This is a genomic window from Ectopseudomonas chengduensis, assembly GCF_900102635.1.
Lineage (GTDB): Bacteria > Pseudomonadota > Gammaproteobacteria > Pseudomonadales > Pseudomonadaceae > Aquipseudomonas > Aquipseudomonas chengduensis.
The window spans coordinates 558,916-571,223 of record NZ_FMZQ01000001.1 but is presented as its reverse complement, the minus strand read 5'-3'; the positions used below and the strand labels follow the sequence as shown (position 1 = coordinate 571,223).

The 12,308-nt window shown below is 63.5% G+C and carries 13 protein-coding genes; 8 read left to right on the top strand and 5 right to left on the bottom strand.

Features of this window, described 5'->3' with window-relative positions; genetic code table 11:
* The first annotated feature begins 8 nt into the window (after nt 1-8).
* From BLS08_RS02645 to ppx, 5 genes are all read left to right on the top strand, one after another.
* A complete protein-coding gene (locus tag BLS08_RS02645) occupies nt 9-674 on the top strand; it encodes an amino acid ABC transporter permease (protein WP_090335970.1) in 666 nt (221 codons plus the stop codon).
* Nucleotides 671-1,321 (top strand): amino acid ABC transporter permease, encoded by a 651-nt coding sequence (locus BLS08_RS02640; RefSeq protein ID WP_169886825.1) that lies wholly within the window; start codon nt 671-673, stop codon nt 1,319-1,321. Before BLS08_RS02645 ends, BLS08_RS02640 begins: the two co-directional genes overlap by 4 nt.
* Nucleotides 1,308-2,039, top strand: a complete 732-nt coding sequence (locus BLS08_RS02635) for an amino acid ABC transporter ATP-binding protein (protein WP_090335969.1) — start codon at nt 1,308-1,310, stop codon at nt 2,037-2,039. The genes BLS08_RS02640 and BLS08_RS02635 overlap by 14 nt, the downstream gene beginning before the upstream one ends.
* A complete protein-coding gene (locus BLS08_RS02630; protein WP_090335967.1) occupies nt 2,036-2,545 on the top strand; it encodes an ureidoglycolate lyase in 510 nt (169 codons plus the stop codon). The genes BLS08_RS02635 and BLS08_RS02630 overlap by 4 nt, the downstream gene beginning before the upstream one ends.
* A 98-nt stretch (nt 2,546-2,643) precedes the next feature.
* Nucleotides 2,644-4,146 (top strand): exopolyphosphatase, encoded by a 1,503-nt coding sequence (gene ppx / locus BLS08_RS02625; protein WP_167375867.1) that lies wholly within the window; start codon nt 2,644-2,646, stop codon nt 4,144-4,146.
* A 200-nt stretch (nt 4,147-4,346) separates the two neighbouring features.
* Here ppx and ppk1 read toward each other — a convergent pair whose 3' ends face one another.
* Both ppk1 and hemB read right to left on the bottom strand, forming a co-directional pair.
* On the bottom strand, nt 4,347-6,530 hold the full coding sequence (ppk1, locus tag BLS08_RS02620; RefSeq protein WP_090335964.1) for a polyphosphate kinase 1: 2,184 nt from the start codon (nt 6,528-6,530) through the stop codon (nt 4,347-4,349).
* Between the two features lie 19 nt (nt 6,531-6,549).
* A complete protein-coding gene (gene hemB / locus BLS08_RS02615; protein ID WP_055984533.1) occupies nt 6,550-7,563 on the bottom strand; it encodes a porphobilinogen synthase in 1,014 nt (337 codons plus the stop codon).
* A 194-nt stretch (nt 7,564-7,757) separates the two neighbouring features.
* Here hemB and BLS08_RS02610 point away from each other — a divergent pair, with 194 nt between their 5' ends.
* Nucleotides 7,758-8,312 carry a DedA family protein gene (locus BLS08_RS02610; protein WP_003458614.1) on the top strand — a complete coding sequence of 185 codons (555 nt, stop codon included), beginning with the start codon at nt 7,758-7,760 and terminating at the stop codon, nt 8,310-8,312.
* Nucleotides 8,313-8,419: 107 nt separating this feature from the next.
* Here the strand turns inward: BLS08_RS02610 and BLS08_RS02605 are convergent, their stop codons facing one another.
* Nucleotides 8,420-9,694 (bottom strand): sterol desaturase family protein, encoded by a 1,275-nt coding sequence (locus BLS08_RS02605; RefSeq protein ID WP_090335962.1) that lies wholly within the window; start codon nt 9,692-9,694, stop codon nt 8,420-8,422.
* Between the two features lie 175 nt (nt 9,695-9,869).
* Between BLS08_RS02605 and elbB the strand changes: the two genes are divergently transcribed.
* Together elbB and BLS08_RS02595 are read left to right on the top strand one after the other, a co-directional pair.
* Nucleotides 9,870-10,529, top strand: a complete 660-nt coding sequence (gene elbB, locus BLS08_RS02600) for an isoprenoid biosynthesis glyoxalase ElbB (protein WP_003458610.1) — start codon at nt 9,870-9,872, stop codon at nt 10,527-10,529.
* Between the two features lie 315 nt (nt 10,530-10,844).
* Nucleotides 10,845-11,312, top strand: a complete 468-nt coding sequence (locus BLS08_RS02595) for a thioesterase family protein (protein WP_003458608.1) — start codon at nt 10,845-10,847, stop codon at nt 11,310-11,312.
* 90 nt (nt 11,313-11,402) lie between these two features.
* Here BLS08_RS02595 and BLS08_RS02590 read toward each other — a convergent pair whose 3' ends face one another.
* A complete protein-coding gene (locus BLS08_RS02590; protein ID WP_004373364.1) occupies nt 11,403-11,852 on the bottom strand; it encodes a YaiI/YqxD family protein in 450 nt (149 codons plus the stop codon).
* A gap of 52 nt (nt 11,853-11,904) precedes the next feature.
* Nucleotides 11,905-12,240 carry an enhanced serine sensitivity protein SseB C-terminal domain-containing protein gene (locus BLS08_RS02585; RefSeq protein WP_017678332.1) on the bottom strand — a complete coding sequence of 112 codons (336 nt, stop codon included), beginning with the start codon at nt 12,238-12,240 and terminating at the stop codon, nt 11,905-11,907.
* Between the last annotated feature and the right edge of the window lie 68 nt (nt 12,241-12,308).

Sequence of the window (12,308 nt, the reverse complement as noted above, 5' to 3'; positions counted from 1 at the left end):
GCTGAGCCATGGCGTATCAGTTCGATTTCGCCGCCGTCCTGCAGCACAGTGATCTGCTGCTGCAGGGCGCGGCCTTCACCCTCGGCCTGACGGCGATCGGCACCCTGCTGGGCGTCGGTCTCGGCATCGTCGGGGCGATACTGCGCGCCTGGCGCATCCGCCCGTTCGACCGCATTTTCGGCGTCTACGTGGAGCTGATCCGCAATACGCCGTTCATCGTCCAGCTGTTCTTCATCTTCTTCGGCTTGCCCTCGCTCGGCGTACGTCTGAGTGAATGGGAGGCAGCCATTCTGGCCATGGTGATCAACCTTGGCGCCTACTCCACGGAGATCATCCGTGCCGGCATCCAGGCCATCCCGCACGGCCAGCTCGAGGCTGCCAGCGCACTGGCCATGAGCCGCTTCGAGACGTTCCGCCATGTGGTGCTGCGCCCGGCGCTGGGAAAGGTGTGGCCGGCCCTGTCGAGCCAGATCATCATCGTCATGCTCGGTTCGGCGGTGTGCTCGCAGATCTCCACCGAGGAGTTGTCGTTCGCCGCCAACTTCATCCAGTCGCGCAACTTCCGCGCCTTCGAAACCTACCTGCTGACCACCGCGCTGTACCTGATCATGGCCATCGGCATTCGCCAGTTGCTGGCCTGGGTCGGCCGCCGCTTCATCATGGGAGCCCGCTGATGGACTTCACTCTCTGGGACATCCTGCGCAATCTGCTCACCGGCCTGCAGTGGACGCTGCTGCTGTCGCTGGTGGCGTTTGTCTGTGGCGGCATCGCCGGTCTGCTGGTGTTGCTGGCCCGCCTGTCGCCGTTATCGGCGCCGCGCATCCTCGCCCGTGGCTATATCGAACTGTTCCAGGGCACGCCGCTGCTGATGCAGTTGTTCCTGGTGTTCTTCGGTATCGCCCTGCTCGGCATCGACGTATCGCCCTGGCTGGCCGCAGCCACCGCATTGACGCTGTTTACCAGCGCCTTTCTCGCCGAAATCTGGCGCGGCTGCGTCGAGTCGATCAGCCGTGGCCAGTGGGAGGCGTCCGAAAGCCTGGCCATGAGCCGCCTGGAAACTCTGCGCCACGTAGTCCTGCCACAGGCGCTGCGCATCGCCGTGGCACCTACCGTCGGTTTCTCGGTGCAGGTGGTCAAGGGCACCGCGGTGACCTCGATCATCGGTTTCACCGAGCTGACCAAGACCGGCAGCATGCTGGCCAACGCCACCTTCGAGCCGTTCATGGTCTACGGTTTCGTCGCCCTCGGTTACTTCCTGCTTTGCTACCCGCTCTCGCTCGCTGCATACCGCCTGGAAAGGAGGCTGAATGTCACTGCTTAACGTCACCGCCCTGCACAAGTATTACGGCGACAACCACGTACTCAAGGGCATCGACCTCAAGGTCGAAGAAGGCGAAGTGGTCGCCATCATCGGCCGCAGCGGCTCGGGCAAGAGCACCTTCCTGCGCACCCTCAACGGCCTGGAGTCGATCAACGACGGCGTGATCGAAGTCGACGGCGATTACATCGACGCCGCCCGCGCCGACCTGCGCAGCCTGCGGCAGAAAGTCGGCATGGTGTTCCAGCAGTTCAACCTGTTCCCGCACCTGACCGCCGGCGAGAACGTCATGCTGGCGCCACAGGTGGTGAAGAAGACCTCACGCGGCGAAGCCGAGAAAACCGCCCGCCAGATGCTCGAACGCGTCGGCCTGGCGGAGAAATTCGACGCCTACCCCGAACGCCTGTCCGGCGGCCAGCAACAGCGCGTGGCCATCGCCCGCGCCTTGGCCATGTCGCCCAAGGTGTTGCTGTGCGACGAGATCACCTCGGCGCTCGACCCGGAGCTGGTGAATGAGGTGCTGGCGGTGGTCAAGCAGTTGGCCAGCGAGGGCATGACCCTGATCATGGTCACCCACGAGATGCGCTTCGCCCGCGAAGTGGGTAACAAGCTGGTGTTCATGCACCATGGCAAAGTGCATGAGATCGGCGACCCGAAAGCGCTGTTCGCTGCCCCGCAGACCGAAGAGCTGCGCAACTTCATCGGCTCGGTGAACCTGTGAACGCCATGACGCCGCTGCCATTACGCATCGAACCACTGACTCGCGAAGCCTTCGCGCCGTTCGGCGACGTGATCGAAACTGCCGGCGCCACGGCCTTCCCGATCAACGCCGGCACCACCACTCGCTACCACGATCTGGTGCAGGTGGAGCTGGCCGGTGAGGCGCCGCGCCCCCTGGTCAACCTGTTCGAAGGTAAGGCCTGGCACGCACCCGTCGAGATTCGCATGCTCGAACGTCACCCGCTGGGCAGCCAGGCGTTCTACCCGGTGGATGGCGGGCGCATGCTGATTGTCGTCGCGCCGCCCGGCGAACTGGATGAGTCGCAGATCCGCGCCTTCATCAGCGCGCCGGATCAGGGCGTGAACTACGCTCGCGGCACCTGGCACCACCCTTTACTGTGCCTGCAACACCCCGGCCGCTTCCTGGTGGTGGACCGTGGTGGCGACGGCCATAACTGCGACGAGCAGATGCTGAGACAGCCACTTAGTGCGCTAAACCTGCCCTGATCACAGGTCTAGACCAGTTTCATGCGACATCCGTATGCGTTGGCTCATGCGCTCAGTCGTGGCACGATGGCGCGGAAATCGAACGAGATGCCGTAATCATGCCTAACGCCCCTGCCGAGAGTTTTCCCCTGATCGCTGCCATCGACCTGGGGTCGAACAGCTTTCATATGGTGCTGGCCAAGGCCGACAATCACGAAATTCGCATCCTCGAGCGCCTCGGCGACAAGGTCCAACTGGCCGCGGGCCTGGACGACGAGCGCCAGCTCAGCGAAGAAGCGATGCAGCGCGGGCTCGACTGCCTGCGTCGTTTCGCCCAATTCACCAACACACTGCCGGAAGGCGCTGTACGCATCGTCGGCACCAACGCCCTGCGTGAGGCGCGCAACCGCGCGGTGTTCATCCGCCGCGCCGAGGAAATTCTCGGCCATCAGGTCGAGGTGATTTCCGGCCGTGAAGAAGCCCGTCTGATCTACCTCGGCGTGTCCCACAGCATCGCTGACACCCCCGGCAAACGCCTGGTGGCCGACATTGGCGGCGGCAGCACCGAGTTCATCATCGGCCAACGTTTCGAGCCGCTGCTGCGTGAAAGCCTGCAGATGGGCTGCGTCAGCTTCACCCAGCGTTATTTCAAGGACGGCAAGATCACCCCGGCGCGCTATGCCCAGGCCTACACCGCTGCCCGTCTGGAACTGATGGGCATCGAGCAGAGCCTGCGCCGCCTCGGCTGGGAAGATGCCGTCGGCGCCTCCGGCACCATCAAGGCCATCGGCCTGACGACCAAGGCTGCCGGCCTGAGCAATGGTGAGATCACGGTCGAGGGCCTGGCCTGGCTCAAACGCAAGCTGTTCAAGCTCGGCGAAGTGGACAAGATCGACCTCGACGGCATCAAGCCGGACCGCCGCGGCATCTTCCCCGCCGGCCTGGCGATTCTCGAAGCCATCTTCGATGCCTGCGACATCCAGCGCATGAGCCACTCCGAAGGTGCTCTGCGCGAAGGCGTGCTGTACGACCTGCTCGGCCGTCACCAGCACGAGGACGTACGCGAACGCACGCTGTCGGCGTTCATGGAGCGTTACCACGTCGATGTCGATCAGGCCGCTCGGGTCGAGGCAAAGGCGCTTTCAGCGCTGGACAAGGTTGCCAATGATTGGGGGCTGACCGACGACTGGCATCGTGAACTGCTCAGCTGGGGCGCCAAGGTGCACGAGGTGGGTCTGGATATCGCCCACTACCAGTACCACAAACACGGCGCCTACTTGATCGAGCACTCCGACCTGTCGGGTTTCTCGCGTCAGGATCAGCAAATGCTCGCCCTGCTGGTGCGCGGCCACCGCCGTAATATTCCCAAGGACAAGTTCGCCGACTTCGGCGAGGAAGGCGTGAAGCTGATGCGCCTGTGCGTGCTGCTGCGCTTCGCCATCCTCTTTCACCATATTCGCGGCACGCAGAGCATGCCCGAGGTGCAGTTCAAGGTCGGCGACAACAGCCTGGAAATCGTCTTTCCTGAAGGCTGGCTGGCCGCCAACCCGCTGACCTTGGCGGACTTCGAAGCTGAAGCCGAGTGGCTCAAGCGCATCGACCTGACGTTGAGCGTGCGTTGATACCCCGGTGCGCATGGCGCACCCTACGGACGTGGCTCGACCTGTAGGGCGGGTGAAACCCGCCAGGACCGTAAAGCTCTCTCTCCCGGCCTGATCGCCAGCGATCAGGCGCTCATCGGCGCAGGAAGCAGTGCTTCCAAAAACGCGCCTCTTCGCCCCATAAATGGGAGAGGGTCATCAGATGGCCGCAAGCGGCCTTTTTAACGCGTCACGATCACTGGTGCGGTGAGTTTCTCCAGCAAGCCGGACTGCGCGCTGCGCGGGTTCTGGTTGCCGGTGGGCTGCTGGCGCAGGTAACGACCATCGGACTGCAGCACCCAGGCCTGGGTGTTGTCGGTCAGGTAGCTTTCCAACTCCTTCTTTACGCGCATGATGAGCTTCTTGCCCTCCACCGGGAAGCAGGTCTCGACACGCTTGTCGAGGTTGCGCTCCATCCAGTCGGCGCTGGACAGGTAGATCTTCTCGTCACCGCCATTGAGGAAGTAGAACACCCGCGTATGCTCGAGGAAGCGACCGATGATCGAGCGCACCTGGATGTTGTGCGACACCCCGGCGATACCCGGGCGCAGGCAGCACATGCCACGCACCACCAGGTCAATCTTCACCCCGGTCTGGCTGGCCTTGTACAGCGCGCGGATCACCTTGGGGTCGGTCAGCGAGTTGAACTTGGCGATGATGTGCGCCGGCTTGCCTTCGGCTGCAGCTGCGGTTTCCTTGGCGATCAGGTCGAGCAGGGTCTTCTTCAGGGTGAAGGGCGCGTGCAGCAGTTTCTTCATGCGCAGGGTCTTGCCCATGCCAATCAGCTGGCTGAACAGCTTCGACACGTCCTCGCCCAGAGCCACGTCGGCGGTGAGCAGGCTGTAGTCGGTGTACAGCTTGGCGTTGCCGGCGTGGTAGTTGCCGGTGCCCAAGTGTGCATAGCGGACGATCTCGCCGTTCTCGCGGCGCAGGATGAGCATCATCTTGGCGTGAGTCTTGAAGCCGACCACACCGTAGATCACTACTGCACCAGCGGCCTGCAGACGGCTGGCCAGGGCCAGGTTGGACTCTTCGTCGAAGCGCGCACGCAGCTCGATCACCGCGGTGACTTCCTTGCCGTTACGCGCTGCCTCCACCAGGGCGTCGACGATCTCCGAGTTGGCACCGGAGCGATACAGCGTCTGTTTGATCGCCAGCACGTGCGGGTCTTTCGCCGCCTGGCGCAACAGGTCGACCACCGGGGTGAAGGACTCGAAGGGGTGCAGCAGGAGGATGTCCTGCTTACTGACCACGCTGAAGATGTTCTCGGCGTTCTGCAGCAGCTTGGGGATCACCGGAGTGAACGGCGCGTACTGCAGCTCCGGGTGGTTATCCAGGCCGGTGATGCTGAACAGCCGGGTCAGGTTGACCGGGCCGTTGACCTGGTACAACTCGCTCTCGGTCAGGCCGAATTGCTTGAGCAGGTGATCGCGTAGGTGTTTCGGGCAGGTGTCGACTACCTCCAGACGCACCGCATCACCATAGCGACGGCTGAACAGCTCGCCGCGCAGGGCACGCGCCAGGTCTTCGACGTCCTCGGTATCCACCGACAGGTCGGCGTTACGGGTCAGGCGGAACTGGTAGCAGCCCTTGACCTTCATGCCCTGGAACAGGTCATCGGCATGAGCGTGGATCATTGACGAAAGGAATACGTAGTTGTCGCCGGGCCCGCCGACGTCTTCCGGGACCTTGATGATACGCGGCAGCAGACGCGGCGCCGGGATGATGGCCAGACCGGAGTCGCGACCGAAGGCATCGACACCCTCCAGCTCGACGATGAAGTTCAGGCTCTTGTTCACCAGCAGCGGGAAGGGGTGCGTCGGATCAAGGCCGATAGGCGTGATGATCGGCGCGATCTCGTCGCGGAAGTAGCGGCGCACCCAGGCCTTGAGCTTGGTCGTCCAGTAACGGCGGCGGATGAAGTTAATGTTGTGCTTGGCCAGCGCCGGGAACAGCGTGTCGTTGAGAATGGCGTACTGGCGCTCGACCTGCTCGTGCACCAGCTCGCTGATCCGCGCCAGCGCCTGGTGCGGCTGCAGGCCATCGGCGCCGGCCTGTTCACGGGCGAAGTTGATCTGTTTCTTCAGGCCGGCGACGCGAATCTCGAAGAACTCGTCGAGGTTGCTGGAGAAGATCAGCAGGAACTTCAGGCGTTCGAGCAACGGATAGGACTCGTCCAGCGCCTGTTCCAGCACGCGGATGTTGAACTGCAACTGCGACAGTTCACGGTGGATGTACAGGCTGCTGTCATCCAGGCTGGGGATCGGGGCCGGCGGCGGAGTTTCCACCACTGGCGTCTCGGCGACCACCTCGGCCTGAGGCGGGTTGTTGTCGAGCACTTCGCTGTTGAGTCCTTCGCTGTTCATCGCTGGGTTCCTGAGAGCGTCATCGCCCTTGTTTTAGCAGTTCTGCCGCCCGTACGGCGAAATAGGTGAGGATGCCATCGGCACCGGCACGTTTGAAGGCGGTGAGTGACTCCAGTATGACCGCCTCACTCAGCCAGCCGTTCTGGATCGCGGCCATGTGCATGGCGTACTCGCCACTGACCTGATAGACGAAGGTCGGCACCTTGTAGGCATCCTTGACCCGCCAGAGGATGTCCAGATAGGGCATGCCGGGCTTGACCATGACCATGTCGGCGCCTTCGGCCAGGTCGGCCGCCACTTCATGCAGCGCCTCGTTGCCGTTGGCCGGGTCCATCTGGTAGCCGAGCTTGTTGCCCTTGCCGAGGTTGGCCGCCGAACCCACCGCGTCGCGGAACGGGCCGTAGTAGGCGCTGGCGTACTTGGCCGAGTAGGCCATGATGCGCACATTGACGTGATCGGCCAGCTCCAGCGCCTCGCGGATCGCCTGCACACGGCCATCCATCATGTCCGACGGCGCCACCACCTGGGCACCAGCCTCGGCATGCGACAGCGCCTGCTTGACCAGCGCATCGACGGTGATGTCGTTCTGCACATAACCGGAGTCGTCGAGAATGCCGTCCTGGCCGTGGGTGGTGAACGGGTCGAGAGCGACGTCACTGATCACACCGAGCTCGGGGAATTTTTCACGCAGGGCGCGGATCGCGCGCTGGGCGATACCGTCCGGGTTCCAGGCTTCCGCCCCATCCAGGGACTTCTTCTCCAGCGGGGTAACCGGGAACAGCGCCAGCGCCGGAATGCCCAGCGCCACCCAATGTTCGGCTTCCTTCAGCAGCAGGTCGATGGACAGGCGTTCGACGCCCGGCATCGATGGCACGGCTTCACGGCGGTTTTCGCCGTCGAGGACGAACACCGGCAGAATCAGATCATCGACGCTCAGGCGATTCTCGCGCACCAGGCGACGGGAGAAATCGTCGCGGCGATTGCGACGCAGGCGGGTGGCGGGGAACAGACGATTGGCGGGGGTAACGCTCACGGCAGACTCCAGAGCCCGCACGAGCGGGCCAGTGTGACGGTTATAAGCGACCATTATGACCAAATGATGACGGCCAAATGACCGCGTGCGACGGCGAGTCGCACAGCCAGTCGCGCATTGTGGCATGACGCGCCACCTTCCGGCCTCCTCGTGGTCAGAGTAGTCTTCAGCACCTGCATCGATGAGCTCACGGCATGCTCCAAGACCTGATCCGCCAGTTTGGCTACCCGGCACTGGTACTCGGCACCTTCCTCGAAGGTGAGGTATCCCTGCTGCTGGCCGCCTACATGGCCGTGCGCAACGTACTGGAGATCGAATGGGTGGCGCTGTGCGCCTTCCTCGGCACCTTCGCCAGCGATCAGCTGTGGTACTACCTTGGCCGCCGTCACGGCCGCGCGCTGCTAGAACGCAAACCGCGCTGGCAACCGCTGGGCGAACGTGCCAGCGCGCTTATCAAGCGTTACCCGGATCTGTGGGTGCTGTGCTTTCGCTTTCTCTACGGCCTGCGCACGGTGATGCCGCTCACCATCGGCCTGTCCGGCTATTCCTGGCGCCGCTACCTGCTGCTCGACGCCATCGGCGCCGGTGTCTGGGCCGGCGGCATCAGCCTGCTGGCCTACAGCCTGGGCAATGCCATGGGCGGCCTGCTTGAAGAACTGCGCAACTACCAGGTCATCCTGCTCGCGGCCGTGGTGCTGCTGCTTTCCCTCGCCTGGCTATACCGGTGGCGTCAGCGCCGGCGCGGCTGAGCCGCGCGCCAGCCAGATACCCATCAGCGCGTAGGGCGTACCGGGCGGCGATCCGCTCGCCGCAGGCAGTACGCCGCTGCAGCTTCACGACTCATGTGGATATCAGGTCATGCGCCAATGTGCGGACTGTTCGCTTCGCTACGAGCGGCCGGCGTTCCGGTCCGCCCTACGCGCGGCACCAGCCACAATCCAAGCATGCTGACTAGGCTGTAGCCGATCAGCCAGGCCCAGGCGGTGGCATCCAACGTCAGCATGCCGAGTTCGCCGGCCAGCCAGAATGCCGGCAGGTTGATCGCCAGACGCAGGCACTCCAGACGCCAGGCATGGCTGCGGTTCTCCAGCCACATGCCGATGCTGTACAGGCCCAGGGCCATCCACAGACAGGCCAGCAGCACGGCGCCGGTGGCCAGCGCATCGCCCTGCGCCAGCAGCCACACGACGGCCAGCAGGTAGCAGACGAACTGCAGCAGCGCGTAGACCTGCGCGCCGCGCCCCAGCGGTACCTCGAACTTGCGGAAATGGCTCAGGTCCGCCTTGGCCTGCGGGTAACGCGCCGCGACGTCGGCCGGGCGCCAACCGGTAGGCATGAACCAGATGCGCAGCTTGTCCCACCAGGAACTGGCGCGCCTGGCATCACTCCATAGCCCGGCGTAGACCTGCAGGTTGGCCCACAGCGGGTTCCAGCTGGCCAGCGGCACGGTCACGCCGAAGACCACCGGTTCTTCGTCGAGCTCCTCCTGGAAGGTGCCAAAAATTCGATCCCAGACAATGAACACACCGCCGTAATTGCGATCCATGTAGATAGGATTCTGTGCATGATGCACGCGGTGGTTGGACGGGGTGATGAACAGCCACTCGAACCAGCCCAGTTTGGGGATATGCCGGGTATGCACCCAGAACTGATACAGCAGGTTCAGGGCGGCAACGCTGAGGAAGACCAGCGGCGGTACACCGACCACGGCCATCGGCAGATAGAAGATCCAGCCGAAGATGAAACCGGTGCTGGTTTGCCGTAACGCGGTGGAGAGGTTGTAGTCCTCGCTCTGGTGGTGCACCGCATGGGCGGCCCAGAGCACATTGCGCTCATGGCCCAGGCGGTGGTTCCAGTAGTAGCAGAAATCGTAGAAGACGAAGGCGAAGAGCCATACCCAGAGACTGCTTTCGGACAACTCGAACAGCGCCAGCTGCTCCCAGGCGAAGGCGTAGGTCAGCAGGACGACCACCTTGGTGAGAATCCCGATGGCCTGGGACAGTACGCCGGCACTGACGCTGTTAAGGGCATCGGCCAGGCGATAGGTGCGCATGCCGCGCCAGCGGTCAGCGAGCAATTCCAGGCCGATCAGCAGGAAGAAGAAGGGCATTGCGTAAAGAACGTAATTCATGACTGCACCATATCGTTGTACTTGTGTCGGGAATGAGCTGTTATTCATCCTATGCGCAGCTTCGTCAGGCTTCGCGGCGGCAAATGACAGTCCGAGTGGCATTTGGCGACAACCCCAGCATTGGTAATACCCGCGCCCGTTTCAAGGTCGCGTCTTTCCTCACCAGGAGTCGAGCATGAGCAAGAAAGTGGCAGTGATTCTGTCCGGCTGTGGCGTCTACGATGGCGCCGAGATCCATGAAAGCGTGATCACCCTGCTGCGCCTCGACCAGCGTGGTGCCGAAGTCCAGTGTTTCGCCCCTAACGTGCCGCAGCTGCACGTGGTCGATCACTACAGCGGCGACGAGATGAACGAAACACGCAACGTGCTGGTGGAATCGGCGCGCATCGCCCGCGGCCAGATCAAGGACGTCAAGCTGCTGCACATGGCAGAGTTCGACGCGCTGATCCTGCCCGGCGGCTTCGGCGTAGCGAAGAACCTCTCCGACTTCGCCACCAGCGGCGCCGGCTGCACCGTGCAGCCTGACGTGCTGGCGGCTTGCAAGGCGTTCGTCGATGCCGGCAAGCCGGTCGGCCTGATGTGCATCGCCCCGGTACTGGCGGCGAAGATCTTCGGTGCCGGCGTGGTCTGCACCATCGGCAGCGATCATGACACCGCCGCCGCCCTGACCCAGATGGGCGCCGAGCACCATGAGTGCGAGGTCAGCGATATCATCGAAGACAGCCAGCGCAAGCTGGTGACTACACCGGCCTATATGCTCGCCCAATCCATCGCCGAGGCAGCGTCGGGCATCAACAAACTGGTCGACCGTGTGTTGGAGCTGGCGCACCACTGATTTTCAGGCGTCGGCATGTGGCGTTGCGCCTGAATTGACGCTGGGGTCCCGTGGGGTGGGTTGGGCGGCGTTCCGTTTTAGCCCACCTTGATTGCCATTGGTGGGCTGAAGCCCACCCTACGGGCAGGAGTCTTGAACTTTGTAGGGTGGGCTTCAGCCCACGCTCATCGATACTGAAGCTGAAGCGGAACGCACCCGAATCCTCCCACAGGAGTCAGGCCGATCCGGCCAATGCTCAGGGCACTCCTGCATTGCCTCTGGCCAAGTCTTGCGCGGTACTGCAGCGTGGCGACAGGATTTCCCGGAGCCCCTGCCATGTCCCAGCCCTTCGTCCTCAGCCCCGACCTGCAACAGGCGGTGGCCAGTTTCTTCCAGCGCATTCCCTTCAATCAGGTGCTCGGCATCGAGCTCGATGAGCTGAGCTCCGAGCGGGTGACCATGCACCTGCCGATGAAGCCCGAGCTGATCGGCAACTTCGTTCACGGCATCCTGCACGGCGGAGTGATTTCCTCGCTGCTCGACGTCTGCGGCGGCGCCATGGCGCTGATCGGCGCCTTCGCCAACCACCAGCACCTGCCGCCAGCCGAACGCATGAGCAAGCTGTCCAAGCTCGGCACCATCGACCTGCGCATCGACTACCTGCGTCCAGGCCGCGGCCAGCGTTTCACTGCCACGGCCACGCCACTGCGCGCCGGCAACAAGGTGGCGGTGATTCGTATGGAGCTGCATAACGACGAGGGCGTGCTGGTGGCGGTTGGCACCGGCACCTATCTGTGTGGCTGACGGAGTCCGCCATCCCCGGATTTCATCCGGGCTACAACGCTGAAAATGGGTTTGCCATACGCCCCGTAGCCCGGATGCAATCCGGGGCAGCTAACGACTCAAACGCGTGAGAATCCGATCCAGCGCATTGGCGAAGGCCTGCCGGTCCTTCTCCGAATACGGCGCCTGGCCACCACCCACCTGGCCCTGCTCGCGCAGGTCGGTGAACAGATTACGCACCGCCAGACGCTCGCCCATGTTGCGCTCGTCGAACTCGCGACCACGCGGGTCGAGTGCGGCGACGCCCTTCTTCACCAGGCGGTCGGCCAGCGGCACGTCGCTGCAGATCACCAGCTCGCCGGGCACCGCGTGTTCCACCAGATGATCATCGGCCGCATCCGGCCCGCTGGGCACCACGATCAGTTTCACGCAGGCGAAGTTCGGCCGCGCCACGGCCTGCCCGGCCACCAGCACCACTTCGAAACCCCGCTTGAGGGCGAACTTGACCACCTGATCCCGCGCCGCCCGAGGGCAGGCGTCGGCGTCGATCCATACGCGCATGCAGCAACTTCCGCAGAGAAACCAGCGCCCAGTATGCCAGCAGGCGCGAGGCTCAGGCCTGGTAGAACGGCTCGCAGCGCTCACGCACGGCGCGCGACAGGTTGTCCTCGGCCAGTTCGATCAGATCCAGCTCCACCTCGTCCGGCAGCAGCTCGGCTACCAGCGCAGCCAGGCGACGCTGACCACTCACGTCGGCGCCGGAAATTGCCAATAGCAGCCGCGGCTGCGGACCGATGGCTGGATCACGCAACGCAGCGAGAAAGGCCTCACGTATGGCAAGTTGGGCACAGGCCGCTGAGAGTGCCTGCTCCAGGGTGGGGTGACGCAATACAGCCAACGCCAGATCGGGGCTGTCGGCGTAGTGAGTGGAATGGATCGAGGAAGACATGCGCGCACTCGGCAGAGGAATTGGAAGCAGCCTAGGTGCACTGAGACCAGCTGTCGTAGCGGCGGTTC